Source organism: Candidatus Sericytochromatia bacterium (assembly GCA_035285325.1).
In the GTDB taxonomy this organism is placed as follows: domain Bacteria; phylum Cyanobacteriota; class Sericytochromatia; order S15B-MN24; family JAQBPE01; genus JAYKJB01.
In genome coordinates, this window is the sequence record JAYKJB010000046.1 from 1 (window position 1) to 16,544 (window position 16,544).

Annotated in this window: 13 protein-coding genes; 6 read left to right on the top strand and 7 right to left on the bottom strand. The window is 66.0% G+C overall.

Annotated features, from left to right (window positions below):
* The 5 genes from VKP62_06170 to VKP62_06190 all read left to right on the top strand — a co-directional run.
* Positions 1–560, top strand: a 560-nt coding sequence (locus tag VKP62_06170; protein ID MEB3196772.1) for a TMEM43 family protein, incomplete at its 5' end; no start/stop codon positions are given.
* 200 nt (positions 561–760) lie between these two features.
* On the top strand, positions 761–2,314 hold the full coding sequence (locus tag VKP62_06175; protein ID MEB3196773.1) for a hypothetical protein: 1,554 nt from the start codon (positions 761–763) through the stop codon (positions 2,312–2,314).
* A complete protein-coding gene (locus VKP62_06180) occupies positions 2,314–2,895 on the top strand; it encodes an FKBP-type peptidyl-prolyl cis-trans isomerase (GenBank protein MEB3196774.1) in 582 nt (193 codons plus the stop codon). The genes VKP62_06175 and VKP62_06180 overlap by 1 nt, the downstream gene beginning before the upstream one ends.
* A 141-nt stretch (positions 2,896–3,036) precedes the next feature.
* Positions 3,037–4,092: a DUF898 family protein gene (locus tag VKP62_06185; GenBank protein ID MEB3196775.1), complete on the top strand. Its 1,056-nt coding sequence runs from the start codon at positions 3,037–3,039 to the stop codon at positions 4,090–4,092.
* A gap of 25 nt (positions 4,093–4,117) precedes the next feature.
* Positions 4,118–5,230 (top strand): M48 family metallopeptidase, encoded by a 1,113-nt coding sequence (locus tag VKP62_06190; protein ID MEB3196776.1) that lies wholly within the window; start codon positions 4,118–4,120, stop codon positions 5,228–5,230.
* Between the two features lie 23 nt (positions 5,231–5,253).
* Here VKP62_06190 and VKP62_06195 read toward each other — a convergent pair whose 3' ends face one another.
* The 4 genes from VKP62_06195 to VKP62_06210 form a co-directional block, all read right to left on the bottom strand.
* Positions 5,254–6,987, bottom strand: coding sequence for an acyl-CoA dehydrogenase family protein (locus VKP62_06195; protein MEB3196777.1), 1,734 nt, complete (start codon positions 6,985–6,987; stop codon positions 5,254–5,256).
* A gap of 68 nt (positions 6,988–7,055) precedes the next feature.
* Positions 7,056–8,705: a hypothetical protein gene (locus tag VKP62_06200; protein ID MEB3196778.1), complete on the bottom strand. Its 1,650-nt coding sequence runs from the start codon at positions 8,703–8,705 to the stop codon at positions 7,056–7,058.
* A 127-nt stretch (positions 8,706–8,832) separates the two neighbouring features.
* On the bottom strand, positions 8,833–11,508 hold the full coding sequence (gene ppdK, locus VKP62_06205; protein MEB3196779.1) for a pyruvate, phosphate dikinase: 2,676 nt from the start codon (positions 11,506–11,508) through the stop codon (positions 8,833–8,835).
* Position 11,509: 1 nt separating this feature from the next.
* The gene (locus VKP62_06210; GenBank protein ID MEB3196780.1) at positions 11,510–12,352 is read right to left on the bottom strand and encodes a pyruvate, water dikinase regulatory protein; all 843 of its coding nucleotides are present in this window, start codon (positions 12,350–12,352) and stop codon (positions 11,510–11,512) included.
* 371 nt (positions 12,353–12,723) lie between these two features.
* On the opposite strand from VKP62_06210, the gene VKP62_06215 reads away from it, so the two are divergent.
* Positions 12,724–13,116: a hypothetical protein gene (locus VKP62_06215; protein MEB3196781.1), complete on the top strand. Its 393-nt coding sequence runs from the start codon at positions 12,724–12,726 to the stop codon at positions 13,114–13,116.
* A 105-nt stretch (positions 13,117–13,221) separates the two neighbouring features.
* On the opposite strand, the gene VKP62_06220 is transcribed toward VKP62_06215, so the two are convergent.
* The 3 genes from VKP62_06220 to VKP62_06230 form a co-directional block, all read right to left on the bottom strand.
* Entirely contained in the window at positions 13,222–14,646 is a 1,425-nt protein-coding gene (locus VKP62_06220) for a hypothetical protein (protein MEB3196782.1), read from the bottom strand.
* Positions 14,647–14,904: 258 nt separating this feature from the next.
* Positions 14,905–15,858 carry a hypothetical protein gene (locus tag VKP62_06225; protein ID MEB3196783.1) on the bottom strand — a complete coding sequence of 318 codons (954 nt, stop codon included), beginning with the start codon at positions 15,856–15,858 and terminating at the stop codon, positions 14,905–14,907.
* Between the two features lie 132 nt (positions 15,859–15,990).
* Positions 15,991–16,521 (bottom strand): hypothetical protein, encoded by a 531-nt coding sequence (locus tag VKP62_06230; GenBank protein ID MEB3196784.1) that lies wholly within the window; start codon positions 16,519–16,521, stop codon positions 15,991–15,993.
* Between the last annotated feature and the right edge of the window lie 23 nt (positions 16,522–16,544).

Below are 16,544 nucleotides of genomic sequence, written 5' to 3' on the forward strand. Positions count from 1 at the left end.
TGCGCATCAGCACCCTTCAGACCCAAGGGGGGGAGGTATTCGAGGACAAGCTCTACCTGGCCAAGGCCAATCCCCGGCAGCCCGAGGTGGGAGATCTGCGCATCGGCTATGCCGCCTACGCCCCGGGCGGAACCGTCACAGTCTATGGCGAACTCGAGACGATGGGCAGCCTGACGCCTCACCGACGGGATGGCGTTGGCATGTACCGCCTCTTCGCCGGTACGCAGGAAGATGCCCTGGCCCAGTTGACCCGGGAACACGGCCCCCAGCTGTGGAGCTGTCGCGCCCTGATGGGGCTGCTCTCTTGGGCGGGGCTCTGGTTGATGTTGGCTCGACTCAACGGCTGGCTGAGCCAGCTGCCCTTCCCCGGGGGACACGGCCGGGTGATCTCCGGGGCCCAAACGTTGCCGATTGCGCTGGTCATGACAGGCGCCCTCGTGCTCGCGATACGCGCCACGCATCACCTGGGTATGGCCGTGGCTGTGGAAGCCTTGGCGCTGCTACTGGCCTGCCACTTCTGGGGCGAACTTCCTGCGCGCGCCAAACGCAAATTGATATGACCCAGCGCCACGCTTTCCGGGCGAAGGTCATATGACGCGGAGGAATCTCCCTCCCCCCGATGCCCGGTGCCCGCGAGACTTACGGGCATTCGCCGCGTCCTCCAAACGCCACGTATGACCGCCAGGGGTGCCCCAAGGCTTGCATCTGCGCCGAGAATCAGGTATGAGGGCCTGGGTCCACCGGGATGGGAGGAACGGGCTTGGCGGGAAACGCAGGCAGCGGAGCAGGGTTGCTAGCTTGGGCGGTCACGGCCATGGGCCTGCTGCTGCTGTCAGGCTGTCAGGACGACCTGCCCAATACGGACCATCTCAAGGCCCCCTTGGTGGAGACGGTCAGTGGGCCCTTTGCCCGGAACACCAATGCCCTGATTCCCGTCGGAGCCGGGGCGCCATGGCGCCCGACCGCCTTCTTGACGCCGTCTCCGGTGAATGTCACGGTCGCTTCAGGCCCGCAACAACCCGTGGCCACCGCAACGGTCGCCGGTTTCGAGCTGTTGCAGGCGCCCTCGCAGCCTCATCGGGCGTTGCTCGGCCAGATTGACCTCGAGGCGGCCAGTGCGCTGAGCAGCGGCGGCCGCTGGTCCCCCAGAGGGGAAACCGGGCGTTTTGTGTTCTGGGAACCCCGCAGCGAGGCGCCGGCCGGACGTTTCGTCGTGGCTGACCGAAACGCTTCCGGCACGCGCCCGGACGAGGTCGCCAGCCTGAGCTTGGTGGCCAGCCCTCCCATCACCAGCGCCTCGCCTGCTCCAGAGCAAGGGGGACCGGCCGTCGGGCTGCGCATCGCATTGACCCGCGTGGACACCGGCCAGCGCCTGCCCCTCGGCACCACGGCGAGGCGCCAACCTGTCTACGAGGTGTACACGAATGGCGTCGGTGAGTTCCAGGCCTTCCCGCTGGAGCCTGCCACAGGATTGTGGGAACTCACCGCACAGGCCCGGGCCAGCGACGGAATGCGCCCCGTGATGCGGGCCTGGCTGACGCCGCCTGCCAGCGGCAGCATCCGATTGGACGCGAATGACAGCTGGCTGACGCAGGTCTTGGAGCAGTCGGGCGAGCGTCTGATCGCCAAATGGCTGCGCGGCTCGAGCGAAGCCGGAGGGTTGGAGGATGATCCGGCCTTTGTTCAGGCCCCCGAACGCCTCCGGCAGCCGGTCCTCGCGATCGCCCGCCAGTGGCAAGCGACCCGCGCGAACCCGCTGGGCCCCAAGGCCGAGATTCCAGCCGCCCATCGCCGGCAAGCGGCTCGGGTGGTGCTGGCCCGACTCGTGCCGGAGCAGCTGACGATTTCGGAGGAAGCCATTCCAGCAACCCTGGAGGGAAGACGAAATGGGGGAGGCCTGGTGGGTTTACCAGTGGCCCGCACGTTGCGGGAATATCTGGAAGCGATCGCCACAGCGGCCCGAACCAAGATCAACCTCCGGTCCGACTATCCACGCGGCCAGGATTGGGCGCGGGACACGCAACTGGAGAAAGCCGGGCGCCTGCCGATTCCCTTTGGCCCGCTCCATCTGGCGCGTTTCGTGGTGGGAGAGGTCGCCCTGGGAGAGGCTCCGGCCGATGCCCAACTCGCCAACGTCTTGACCGACCTCGGGGCGGAGACAGACCCCGTGCGGGGAATCTCCCGGGCGTTGGTGTTGCAGGCCATCCGTCACGAACTGCTGCTGGCGCAACTTCGCGCCGTGCTGGCCACGCCGTTCGACGCGCTCACCCTCCAGCGGGCGCTGGGGGAGGGCCTGCGCGAGGGCAAGCCCTGATGCTGGCGGGGCGCCATCGGCCGCGCCTGGCGGCGATCGCCATTGGACTCGCCACGCTGGGCTGTGATCCCACCCTGGTGCCGGTCAACCCACCGGAGCCCGGCGATGGCGCCGAGGTGCAACCGGTTCCGGTCCTCACGCGCCGCCCCTCTGTCGCGCCCGGTGCACCGAACCGTTCCGCGGCACCGACCGCGCCCCCTCCGAGCCCGCGCTTTCCGCTCAACACCGCCGCGGCCGTGTCGCTGCCGAGTGGTCTCGGTTACACCATCATTCGCGCGGGGGAACCCGATGGGAAGGTGGCTGAAAAGGGACATCAGGTGGTGGTGCATTACGCCGGCTGGTTGACGAACGGTACCTTGTTCGACACCTCGCGGCAGCGCGAGAGCCCCTTCCGGTTCAAACTGGGGGCCGGGAGCGTGATCGCGGGCTGGGAGCAAGGAGTACTCGGAATGCGGGTAGGAGAGGTGAGAAAGCTCGTCATTCCTCCCCAACTCGGCTATGGGGAAAAGGGAACCGGGCGCATCCCCCCGCGGTCCACCCTGCTGTTCGAGGTGGAACTGCTGGAATTGAAAGAGGGTTGAAGCGTGGAGTGCCCCGCCTGTCTGTCCTGGGTCGAGCCCCCCAGAACGACCTGCGATTGTGGCGAGGAGGTCCGCCCGTCCCCCGACACGCGTGGCGCAAATGCCGGCGAGGAGCAGGAAGCCTCTCCTTCCCTGGAAACCGTGACGGATAGCCCCCGCAAACGTCGCGCAAAGTCCGGGGATGACAGCGTTCCAGCTGGGAAAAAGCGCAAGAAGGCGGTGGCCCGGTTTGAATTCCATGGCACAGGGGGAACCCTGCTCAAGCTGTGGGTGATCAACAGCTGCCTGACGTTCGTCACGCTGGGCGTCTACCGCTTCTGGGCGCGGGCGCAAATGCGGCAGTATCTTTACGGCCAGCTGTCCTTCCGCAAGGAGCGTTTCACCTTTCACGGAACCGGCAAGGAATCCTTCCTGGGGATGGTTCGCCTGATCGGCCTGGGTGTGCTCGCCCTGCTGGGCTTCGGGGCGGTCATCGGGGGCCTGGCCTGGAACCTGATTCCCGAGCCGTGGTCGGCGATGCTGGACCCCAGCATGCTCGCCTTGCTGGTGGGAGGTGTGGCCTCGCCGCTGGTGGCCACGCTGCTCCTGCCCTTCGCCCTGGTGAGCGCGCGCCGCTACGTCCTGAGCCGGACGGCCTACCAGGGCATTCGCTTCTCTTACCGAGGCGTGATATGGCGAGCCATCCTGCGCCTGTCGCCCTTCGCCCTGCTGACGGTGCTGAGCCTTGGCCTGCTGTGGCCCTATTTTTACGCCCGCCTGCAGAATGAACTGACCAATCACACCTACTACGGCAACGCGCCTTTTCAGTGCCAACTGGAAGGCAAGAACCTGATCGTGTCGTGGGTCCTGGGACTGCTGGCCGCTCCCTTCTCACTGGGCATCAGCCTGGTCTGGACCGCGGCCACCTGGACCCGCGCGCGTGCCGAAGCCACCCGCTTTGGCAAGGCTCGCTTTCGCTCGGACGTGACCTTCGTCGGTTTGTTCAGGGTCTGGTTGATCAACATGGTGCTGGCCACCCTGACCGTCGGCCTCGCCATGCCCTGGAACATCGTGCGCAGCTGGCGATACCAGGCCTCGTGCCTGCGCCTGGTAGGGCCCCTGAATCTGGCCGCCATTCGCCAGGAGGCCTTGGAAGCTTCAGCGAGCGGAGATGCCTTGCTGGAATCGATGGACGTGGAACTGGACTTCGGCGCCTGAAACGCGCGGCTTTGAGGGGATGCCAATGACGAAGCAGGCCACGGCCAGCTGGGAGGCCCGTGTCTTTGACGGGGAAACGGCCAAACCCCAACCCGTTCTCCTGACCATTACCAGCCGCGGTCTGGCGCTCGAATGGCCAGACGGCAGGCAAGCCCTCTGGCCCTATCCGGAACTCGACCTGCTGCAAGGCCGATTGCCCGGCGAACACGTGCGCCTTCAGTGGCGCCGGCAGGGGCCCTCCCCGAGCGTGGTGCTCCGCGACCAGGCCTTTCTGAGTTCGCTGGAAGCCCTCGCTCCAGCCGCCCGTTTTGGCCGGCCCCACCCCGCGCGACAGCTGACACGCCACGCCCTCGCCGCGCTGGGCCTGACGTTCGGGTTGTACCTGCTGGCCTGGAGGGTGCTGCTGCCAATCCTGACGGACCGGGTGGCGGAGACGGTTCCTCGGCGCTGGGAAACGGCCCTGGGACAGGCCGTGGTGGGCGATCTGGAGCGGGAACATCCGGTTTGCCCAGTGCGTGCCAAGCAGCAGGCCCTGAATCGCTTGATGCGGCAGCTGAGCGGGGGCAGCCGCTATCCCTATCGCGTGGTGCTGGTGCATGGGGACACCGTCAATGCCCTGGCCGCCCCAGGCGGGCAGATTGTCGTCTTCGAGCGCCTGTGGAGCGCCATGCCGACCCCCGAGGCGATGCTCGGAATCCTGTCGCACGAGATGGAGCACGTGGAAAAGCGCCACACCACGAGGGCGATCATGCGGCAAATGGCAGGGCAGCTGCTACTGTCCGGTCTCACCGGGGACGCGGCAGGCTTCGGTCAGCTGGTGGGCCTGAGCCAGAGCCTGGACCAGCTCGCCCATTCTCGGGCGGCTGAGCAGGAAGCCGACCAGGCCGGGGCTCAGCGTCTCGCAGCCAGTGGAGTCGACCCGAACAGCCTGCGCCTGGCGCTGGCAGCCCTGTCGCAGGAGGAATCGGTCAGACGTGGCGAAAGCGCCTCCCTGCGGCTGCTCTCGAGCCACCCGGAACTGGCCGACCGGATGCGTCAGCTGGATGCACGCTGGCGTGGCCACCGGCCGGCGCGCGTGCCGGCCCTTTACGATGCGCATGCCTGGCAACGGCTGCGAGTGGCCTGCACCGGGCATTAAGCGCCGCAACGGCCAGGGCACGTTCACGCCAGCGTGGCCACCAGGGCGACCCGGGCGGCATAGGATTGATCCCGCGTGGGCATCGCAGAGGCCAGGCGTTCCTGGACAAAAAATGCCAACGCCTCACGCTCCTGCGCCCGACGAACCGGATCCGCCTCTTCCGCCAGATCGGCCGCGTAGGCCGCAGCAAAAAAGACATCCGCCAGTTTTTCAAGGTGTGGCCGCAGGAACAAAACCGCCATTCCGTCGTCGGGTTCCGAGGCGATTCGCGGCCAGGCCTGCTGGGCCTGCTGAAAGACCTCCCAGGCGGGTTGCAGAAGACCCGTTCCATCATCTGCCTGTTCCAGGCGGCGTTGCAGGCCCGCGAAAAACCCCTCACGCAGCCCGTCGCGCTGAAAATCGCGCGAGGTTTGGGCCAGCAGCACGTTGTGGGTGCCCTCCCAGTTCTCGTACACCACGTTGTCGCGCAGCAGTCGCGGCAGGACTGAGAAGGACTCGATCGCCCCATTGCCTCCAAGCGTTTCGATCGCCGTCAGCACCACCCGATGGGAATGCTGACAAGAGGCCATCTTGCAGAGGTTCACGGCAATCCGCACAAAGGCCCGCTCTGGCTCGTCGGGCGCCTCGACGCGCGCCAGCGCATCGAGTGCGGCCGCCAGATGTAGGCTCCCCGCCAGCAGGACCGCACTCACGGCCGCCGTGCGCGCCAGCATTTCCTGCACCAGCGGAAATTCGGCAATCGGGCGTCCAAAGGCCTGCCGTGACCGGGCATACCCCTGCGCCACCAGATGGGCCCGTCGCGCGATTCCGGCACAGCCGGTGGTGTTGTAGAGACGGGAGGTGTTGATGACGTGGTTCATCACATGCCGAAAGCCATCTTCGGCGCGCCCGATGGCGTAACCCACCGCTCCCTCGAAATCGATCTCGGCCGAGGGCAGGGAGCGGGTGCCCAGCTTGTCCTTCAAACGTCGCAATCGGAAATGATTGAGACGGCCGTCCTCGAGACGTCGAGGCACCAGCAGGAGCGCCAGACCGGCCGTCCCCTCGGGCGCCTCCTCGATGCGCGCGGTCATCAGAATCAGGTCGGCACCGGCGTTGGAGCAGAACCATTTCTCGCCCCATACCCGCCAGCAGGTCGTGCCAAAGGCTTCGCCATCCGGGCGAGCCACCACGGCATTGGCCCCCACATCCGAGCCGCCCTGGATTTCGGTCAGGAACTGGGCCCCATCGAAACGCTCCCCCCACGCATCGTTCAGCAGCGGGGGCAGGTAACGCGCGCGCAATTCGGGCGAAGCCGGCCCCTGCAGCACGCTGACCAGGCCCGCGGTGCAGGCCACCGGGCAGTTATGCCCGGCCTCACCGACATGGCTGCTCAGGTAGAAAAGCGCCTGGGCCAGCACATTCGCGGGCCGTTCCGCATAGACGGCTATCAACCGGCCCTCCTGGTAGATGGCCCGGCCACAGGCCTCGTAGGCCGGGTGGTGCTCGATGCCCTCGGTGCGTTCTCCGATCGGGGACCAGCGGTCGAGACGTGGCAGGTTGCCATCCCGGTTGTTGACGATCGCCGCCTGATCGAGGGTGGTCGCGGCCAGCGCACCGAAATGTCGCAAATCAGCGTCGTGGCGGGCCAGCGCGTCAGCCGGCAGCCAACAACGGCTCAGCCGCTGAAGCTGCGGGTTGGTCTGATAAAAATTCGCGGGTTGGCCGTTCTGCCAGATGTGCAGATCCTGTCTGGCCTGTTCGTGGCGTTCGGCCATGGTTCAAGGACACTCCTGCTGGCAGGCATCCTCGCGAAGCGTTGGGGCTGAAAGCACGTCAATCCCCTTCAGCGTTTGCCGGTACCACCGCCATGACCACCTGCGTTGCCATTGCTGCTGCTTGAGTCCCCGCTGCCGCCGCCGCTCCCACCCGCACTGCTGTTGCTGCTTCCCGAGTTCCCGCCGCCGCCACTGTTCCCACCCGAGTTGCTGTTGCTACTCCCCGAGTTCCCGCCCCCACCGCTGTTCCCACCCGAGTTGCCGTTGCTACTACCCGAGCCTCCGCTCGCATCGCTGTTCCCACCCGCGTTGCCGTTGCTGCTACCCGAGCTTCCGCTCGCATCGCTGTTCCCACCCGCGCTGCCGATTTGACCACTGCCTGAGCTCGTGTCTCCGGAGCTGCTGCTGGCAGCGCTTGAATTTCCCTTGTCAGTGCTGCTCACCCCGGCGCCGGCAGCGTCGCCGGGGCCCGCCCTGTCCGGTCGGGTCTCACCTGCGCCTCCACTGACAGGAGCGCCGCTCCCTGCCCCTCGGCTGCTTCCACCAGAATTCCCACCATTGCGGCCGGCTGAGCCAGTCGGCAATCCTGTATTGCCATCCGCCGCCCCGCTTCGTCCCGCCGCCCCATTGGCGCCCGCGACTTTGTCGCCGCCATCTGGCGAGGGCGTTGCCGGGGGGCGTCTGAGGACGAGCGTCTCGCCATCTTTGCCTCGCACCTCCAACTCGCCCCCGTTTTTCAGCAGCACCCCACCCGCTGGAAAATCTTGCGCGTCGATCTTGGCGCGTCCCACGAGTGCCAATGCCCCATCCGGCTGCGCGTTCCTTCGGCTGGCCCAGCTGGTCAGCGTTTCAGAGAGGCGAGCCGAAAGCTCCTGCCCCAGGCCCCCCTCCGTCGCGGCGCGGCGGAACGTCTCGGGATCACGGACAGCACCCGTCCCATCCAGTGCCGTGGCGATTCGGCGCGCACGCTCAGGCTCGGCGGCCAGCACCTGTTGCGCCACGCGCAAGGCCTGGCGAGCCTGCCCGAAGACCTCGGTGATACCGGCCGCCTGTTCAGAGTAGGAAGCCAGGTCATACTGAAGCTTGAGGGCACCCTCAAAGGCTTTGGCGACCAAGGTCGAGGCCGGCGTGAGCACAACGGTGGCCGGCCCTGCCTGGCGCAGGCGGTAGGCCGCGCCGACCTCGGAGGCCACGCTGCGCCCCGCACTGTCCACGAGCGACACCAAGGCCACTCCGTTTTCTTCCGCCACCAGACGAAACACCCGCAGCGGTCCGGCCGCCTGTCCGGCAACGCCTGGAGGGGAATCCGTCAGATTCTGCCCGCCTGCGGCAATCAAGTTCTGGCTGCCTGCCGCAATCAGGTTCTGGCTGCCTGCCGCAATCAGGTTTTGGCCCGTGGTCTGATTGGAGATCAAGCCCGGGATATAAGCTTCCGCTGAGAACCAGTCCGGGCGGCCTGCGGCCTGCCCCTGAGGAGCGGTTTTCGAGACGGGATACTCGGCGCCGGTCAGAAGATCGAACAGGCGAAGAGAAGGATTCACGAGGGCACGGTCGGCGAGCAAGGCCTGACCGCTCAGGCGCAACCAGGTGCCGGCGTCGACACGTGCGCCTCCAGCAGGCGCCCCATCGAATTGTGGAGCCGTCCCGGCAAATCCCCCACACCCTGACAAGGTAAGCACGACCGCCAGCCAAGCTGGGACTGTCTGCCGAAAGTCCATGGCACGTCATTCCTTCACAGCCGAGGGGTTCCCGGCTGCACGCATCCATGCGCAAGGAAGCACCACCATGGCATTCTGTACCACAGGCGGTGCTCCCGAAAACCGAATTCCGGCAGGGGCAGGGAACTCAGCGATCCCGCTCAGCTCCCGGATTCACGTGGGCCTGCGCGGCGGCCAGCCGGGCGATGGGAACCCGGAAGGGCGAACAGCTGACATAGTCGAGCCCCAGGTCGTGGCAGAAGGCGATGGACGATGGCTCACCGCCGTGCTCCCCACAAACCCCCAATTTGATGCCCGGATTGACGGCGCGTCCCTTCTCGACGGCGATCCGCATCAGCGACCCGACGCCTTCCCGATCCAGCACTTCGAACGGGTTGTTGGCGAGAATTTTGAGGTCGAGGTAACGCGTCAGGAACTTGCCCTCCGCATCGTCCCGGCTGTATCCGAAGGTCATCTGGGTCAGATCGTTGGTCCCGAACGAGAAGAACTGCGCTTCCCTGGCCACCTGGTCGGCCGTGAGGGCCGCCCGGGGCAGCTCGATCATGGTGCCGAACTTGTAGTCGACCGGGCAGTTCAATTCGGTCATGACCGCCTGGGCCACCGCCTCCAGTTGCGCCCGGACCCGGGCGAGCTCATTGACGTGTCCGACCAGCGGGATCATGACTTCCGGTAGCACCTGCACGCCTTCCCGCTGCAGTTCACAGGCGGCCTCGAAAATGGCACGCACCTGCATCTCGTTGATTTCAGGGAAGGTCAGCCCCAGCCGGCAGCCCCGCAGGCCCATCATCGGGTTGGCTTCCGCGAGGCGTTCGACCTCCCGCAGCAACTTTTCGCGCACGGCCAGGCGCGCCGGGTCATTGCCCTGGCACTTCAGGAAGGCCACCTCCGCGATCAGTTCCCGCTCGTTTGGCAGGAACTCATGCAGCGGCGGGTCGAGCAGACGAATCGTCACGGGCAGACCCGCCATCTCGCGGAAGATGCCGCGGAAGTCCTCCCGCTGCATCGGCAGGAGCTGCGCCAGGGCCGCCCGACGCTCGCCCTCGGTCCGGGCGAGGATCATGTCCTGCACCACCGGCAACCGGTCGGGCGCCATGAACATGTGCTCGGTGCGACAGAGGCCGATGCCCTGCGCCCCGAATTCCCTGGCTTTGGCGGCATCTTCAGGGGTGTCGGCGTTGGCGCGCACACCCAGGCGGCGCGTCTCGTCCGCCCATTGCATCAGCAGGTTGAACTCCCCGGACAGTTCCGGCTCGATCATGGGCACTTCCCCCGCGATCACCTCGCCAGTGCCGCCGTTGATGCTGATCACGTCGCCCTCGCGGAACAGGCGATCGCCCACCCGCAGCGTCTTGGCGTGCAGGTCGACCTCGATGCCCTCGGTGCCCGCCACGCAGGGCTTGCCCATCCCGCGCGCCACCACGGCGGCGTGACTGGTCATGCCCCCACGGCTGGTCAACACGCCTTGGGCCTGGATCATGCCGTGGATGTCATCCGGGCAGGTCTCGACCCGCACCAGCACGACCTTGTCGCCGCGACGCCCGAGCCGCTCCGCCTCATCCGCATCGAAGACGATCGCCCCGGTGGCGGCCCCAGGCGAAGCCGGCAGGCCCTTGGCCAGCAAGTCGAGCCTGGCGTGGGGGTCGATGCGCCGGTGCAACAGCTGATTCAAGGCGGTCGGCTCAACCCGCATGAGGGCCTCGGAATGGCTGATCAAGCCCTCCTGGGCCATCTCTACCGCCACCTTCACGGCCGCCTGAGCGGTGCGCTTGCCGCTCCGGGTCTGGAGCATGTAGAGCTTGCCCTTCTCGACGGTGAATTCCAGGTCCTGCATATCGCGATAGTGCCGTTCGAGGCGCTCGGCGATCGCCGTGAACTGGGCGTAGACCTCCGGCATGTCACGTTCCAGCTCGCTGATCGGCTTGGGCGTGCGCAGGCCCGCCACCACGTCCTCGCCTTGCGCATTGGTCAGATACTCGCCGTAGAGCTTCTTTTCGCCCGTGCTGGGGTTGCGCGTGAAGGCCACGCCGGTGCCGCTGTCGTCACCCATGTTGCCGAAGACCATGGCCTGAATGTTCACGGCCGTGCCCAGATCGTGGGGAATCTTGTGATGGTTGCGATAGGTCATGGCGCGGTCGTTGTTCCAGCTCTTGAACACCGCCTCGACCGCCATGCGCAGCTGGGCGCGCGGGTCACTGGGAAACTCGATACCCAGATGATGCACCACCAGGCGCTTGTAAGCCCCAACGATTTCCTTCAAGGTGGCCGCGTCGAGCTCGGTATCGAGCTTCACGCCGAGGCGGTGCTTGAAGTCTTCGAGCAGATGCTCGAAGTGGCTCAGCCGGAAATCGAGCACCACGCTGGAGAACATGGCCACGAAGCGCCGGTAAGCGTCGTAGGCGAAGCGCGGGTTGCCCGTCTGCGCAATCAGGCCCTCCACCGTCTCATCGTTCAGTCCCAGGTTCAGGATCGTGTCCATCATGCCGGGCATAGAGAACTTTGCACCGCTGCGAACGGAGATCAGCAGGGGGTTTTGCACGTCGCCAAAGCCCTTGCCGGTCGCGCGCTCGACCTGGGCCAGGGCCGCGGTGACGGCATCCCAGAGATCCGCCGGGGCGCGCTGCCCGAGGTCGTAGTATTCGTTGCAGACCGTGGTCGGGATCGTGAAGCCAGGAGGGACAGGCAGACCTGCCCGGGTCATCTCGGCCAGGTTGGCGCCTTTGCCCCCCAGCAGTTCCCGCATGTCGGCGGAGCCTTCGGCAAACATGTAAACGCGCTGGGCAGCGGCGGTTTGGGCGGGCGTCATTTCAGAAGAGCTCCTTTCGCTGCAACAATTCGAGGATTTCGGAGGCCGTTTCTTCGATGGCCTTGAAGGTCACGTCGACGACCGGACAGCGCAGGCGCCGGAACAGCTGGTCTGCAAAGCCCAGTTCGTCGGTGATTTTCTGCTTGTCGGCATAGGCGCTCTCGGGCGGCAGGCCCAAGGTCACCAGGCGGCTGCCGCGAATTTCCGTCAGCATCTCCGGTTTTACGGTCAGCCCCACGATGCGTCCAGGCGGCAATTCGAAAATTTCTTTGGGCGGATCGGCCCCCGGCACCAAGGGCACGTTGGCTGCCTTGATGCCCTGATTCTGCGCCAGGTACATGCACGTCGGTGTCTTGGAGGTGCGAGACACGCCCAAGATGACCAGTTCCGCCTGGCGAAGCCCCTGCGGACTTTTGCCGTCGTCGTACTTGATCGCGAAGTCGATCGCGTCCATGCGTCGGAAATACTCTTCGTCCTTGGTGTGCAAGGCCCCCGCTTGGCGGTTCGGCGCGGCGCCCAGCACCGCGGAGAGCTGTTCGATCAGATGCCCCAGCAGATCCACCGTGGGAATGCCGTGGCGCCCTGCCGCGGCCAGAAAAGCCTCCCGCACGCCATCCTGCACCATCGTGTAGGCGAATAGGGCCGGCCCCTGAGCGGCCGCCAGCGCGACCATATTCTCCACCTGCTGCACGTTGACCGCGCGAGGCAGCCGCACGATCCGCACGGGCAGCCCCGCGAACTGTGCCACACACGCCTTGGTGACGTTCTCCGCCGTCTGCCCGCTGGCATCCGACAGCGTGTACACGCTCAGGGGCGTGTCTGCCGTGATGGCCGTGTTGTACACCGGAACCTCCTCGCCATTGAAGAATGTTCAAACGGGTTGCACCTCCTTGTACCACGGACAGTCGGATCGCGTGACGGAGCGCGGCGAAACGACGAGGAGCGGGGGCAAGTGGTGCCTGTTTTTAACTGTTTCTTAATTGTATAAAAAACTTTCCTTAATATCAAGCCCCCTATTTCACGCATCAAGGGCAGGGGTTTCCCCGATACACTGATCTCATCAGGTTCGCGTCATCGGCCAGTGCACCCGCCTCTGCAGTTGGGCTGCGGCGCCGTCGGTGGGATCCAAACCGTGCCTGTCCCTCCCCCTTGCCGGCCTCCCGTCGCGCTCCCCCTCGTGACACAGCCGTCTTTGCCCCCCAAGGAACTGCTTCCATGCCTCGCATTCATTGGTTCGCCGCCTCGCTGGCGCTGATCATCGTCTCGGCCCTGGCCGCCTGCGCCACGCGCCCCACCACCGTCATGACCCGGACCCCCCAACGCGCCATCCGCGTTGCCGACACCGCCCCGGCCACCTTCAAGGCCCAGGTGGCCCCCTTGCTGGCCTCTCGCTGCATGGGCTGCCACACGCCCGGCGGCCGCGGCTCCCGGGCCGTCGAGATCTTCGACGACGCCGGCCAGGTGGCGCACGCCAACGTGGCGGCCCGCATCGTGCCCATCGTCAAAGCCGTTGAGAGCGGCCGGATGCCTCCCCGTGGCCCCAAGTTCACGGAGGCTGAACTGACCGTGCTGCGCAGTTGGCGCGACGCGGGCGCCCGCAACGACTGAGCTTCAAGCTTGGCCACTCGGACTTGAATCCTCGTGGCCCCTCGGTTCTCCGGGGGAAGGGCGGACTCCCAGGGAATGGCCAAGCCCGCCCTGGGAGTTTTCCTTTCAAGGAACCAAAGCCGCCAGGATTCCATCGCCCTGCCAGCGCACCAGCAAAGCAGTGGCAAGCGGGTCGGGCTTCACGTGGAACATGTAAGCGACATCGGCACGCCGGGGCACCAGGGCGCCGTCGGGCCCCATCCGCATCGCTGCCGGACCATTCAGCTGCCCCCAAGGGGTGACGTCACGCAAGCGACTGCGAGGGAATTGCCAGGGGCTCTCCCAGGGTTCGAACAGATCGTCATTGACCAGGGCCACGGAAAAGTCTCCAAAGACCTGCCGATAGCTGCTGCCACGAGCAGTCAGGACACGTTCCAAGGCGTCCTTTCCGACCTCAGCGCGGTCGGCCAGTTCCGTGATCACGTCCTGGCCAAAGCGCTCTTGCAGGTAGAGTAAAAACAAATAGCCCATCCCATAGCCCACCCGCCCCGGGTTGCCCGGCCAGTCCGTGAGGGAGTACTTGTAAGCCTGACTCAAGTAGGCCTGCACGTGGCGAAACATGGTCGGCGAGGCGGCGTAACCCAAGCCACAGGCGTGAGAGGCGAGCATCGCCAGAGACTCTTCGAGCCAGAGTTTTTCCTCTTGACCGGGTGGTAGCTTGGGCGCTTGCCGGGTGAAATGGACCAGATGTCCCAGTTCGTGCGACACAGCCGTGTAGAGGTCATTGCGGGACTCAGGTAGCAGGTTTCGCGCGTCGATAAACAGCACGTCCCGCTGATTGGAGTGGCGCGCCGAGGGGTTGGCGTCGCTGCGAAGCCGCTGGTCTCGGCGCGCAAAATAGGCCAGTGCGGTCGAGCGCCCGCCCGCCGAAACCTCGGGACTCAGAACCAGATAGACCCGGGGGTCACCGTCGATGCCCGGCTGCGGAAGCGGGCCCAGCAAGCCGGTGACCCCCGGTGCCAGTTGCGCGTCGAACACCGCTCCCAAGGCCTCAGCTTCACGGCGCGCGAGCGGGGCCGTCACGCGTTCATCCAGGTAGACATAACAACGCTCCCCCGTGAACACCCTGCGACAGGGGGTTTCCACCTCATCGTAGGCGCTGCCGGGGGGGGCCGGGAGCCCCGGCCGGATCACCCAGAACGACTCCCGCTCGGAGGGCTCGGAGGGCTCGGAGGTTGCTTGAATTTTCCACGCCGCGGAGGGCTGGTCGGTCACGGCCGCCCCCAGGCTCCCACAAGCGGAGTCCGATGCGGCCTGGTCTGCGTCGAGCAAGGGCACGGGAGACTCCCCTGGTGGATTGAGGGCCGCGCCCTCCACCTGCAGGGCCTGCGTGGAACCCACCGTCTCTCTCGCAGGGGTGGCGAGCACCAGGTAGAGTCCGTTGCCTGGACGCGGCATGCCCAGGCGCGTTCGCCCTGGTTTCAGACGCCACAGATGGGGAGCCGGTAGCACGTCAGGAGGCAGGACAAGTGCGTCCTCGCCCGCGAACACGGCGGGCTCCAGACGGACCCGCGCGGTGGGAATCTGAGCCCTTGGGCGCAAAGCGGGCGCACCATCCGCCAGCGCCTCCCCCAGCCCGGGCGGGCCAACCGAAGGCGAAGGGAGGCCCTCAAATGGGGGGGCGGCCACACAGCCTGCCAGACAGGCACAGGCGGAAAGCCATCGAGAAAAGCCCGCTCGCAGCAAGGAAGCCCCCGAAAAGCACGGGGGGCAATCCCGGCCGGGACGCCCCCCTCGACCAGGCGAGGGCTATTTGCCCCCGCCATTGAACTCCAATTCGATGTTCTTGGTGATCGCGCCAGATACGCGGGCCGCATCGTCGATGGTGATCAACTCGTTGGCCAGGTCAGGTTTGGAGATCCAGAAGCCACCCTCCGCGTGAATCAAGAGCTTCTCGTGGTAGGTGGCCAGCCCGGCCGCCAGACGGGCTCTCGACAGGAAGTACATCAGTCGCCCGCCCTTGAGGGTGGGATTGGTTTGTGTGTAGATACTGCCATCGGTCAGGGTCGCCGCCGGCAGTTTGATCTTGGCGCCGTACACCGGCCGCGAAGCGGCGTCCACCAGGTAGGGGTAGGCCGACAGTTCGATCTGGTCGATGCCCTCTGTGTTGGTGACCCCGGTGGGCAACTTGAAGTTGACCGTCACCTTGACCCATTTGTGAATCGCCCGGAAGCGCATGGTTGAATTGGAGATTTTTCCAATGTTCGCCGACGCCGTCAGGTTGAGTGGAGCATCCGAATCCCAGGTGAAGCGGGGGTGGTCGACGGCCGTGACGGCAATGGTGGAGACGCCATCACCACTGCGGGGAACCTTGAGGAAGGTTGGAACCGCTGGGGCGGCTGAAATGGCCCGGGAGAGCGATTGGTTGCCGCCCCCATTGGCAGCCGCCGTGATGGTGAAGGTTTGCCCGCTGGCCTCCGGAGCTCCGGAAGCCTCCATCCCCAGTTTCATGGACGCGTCGGTTCGCAGGGTCAGCGTCGAGCCTGGCCCCCCCGTATCCGAGATGCTCCACTTCCTGGCCACGAACGTCGGGGTACTCTCCGGCTTGTACTGACCACTGAGATTACCGGAGCCGTTGGTCGTGAAATTGGTGGTGCCGTCACGGTCTCCTGTCATGGTCACAGGACAGTTGGCCACACCCCCACCCTGGGCTTGACCGAGGTCCGGTGCGGATGACTCCACCACGCGCAGCGTGAAGGGCACGGGCTCCGGCGGAGGAGGGTCTCCCGCACCGCCGCAATAAGGAAAGCACTGATAGAGGTCGATGAATTCCGGGGCACCGAGAACGGTGGACAGGTCATCAGGACCAGACTGGCCCTGCAGCGCGTCCTCCAGTCAGTAAGGGGCGTCTGGCGCCGCTACCCCGTCTGGAATGCAGCAACCCTGGGGATGTCTTTTGACGTAATCGCGCCAGCACTGGTCGGTGGGACAAGGGTCCGGGAACTGATTCACCCGGTCGACGCCGACGGCCAATGGCGCCTCGTCCGGCAGGCGGAAACCCAGTTTGGAGGGACCGATCTTGGCGATCGCCTCGATCAGCACATCCTTCAAACGCGCTTGACTGGGCGACGCCACGCGCGTGAACGCCTCACGGCTGCGCATATACTGCAGGTTACGGACCAGAAAGGCGCCAATCCGATGGCGTCCATCGCTGCCCAAAGGCGTGCCGCAACCGCCGCACACCAGCTGATTGCCTTGTCGACTGACCGGAAAGGCAGGGTGCCCGGCTTCACCGGCCAGCAGCGTCCCCTGGGTCGGCAAGAGGCCGCGCTCCGGACTGGCGCACCCGGTCGCGACGCCGACCACGGACAAACTGGCAGCGGTGGCCCAGCGGGCCCAGTCGCGAGGACTTCGAGCGTGTGACATGGAGCGCCTCCTTATGCTGGTGA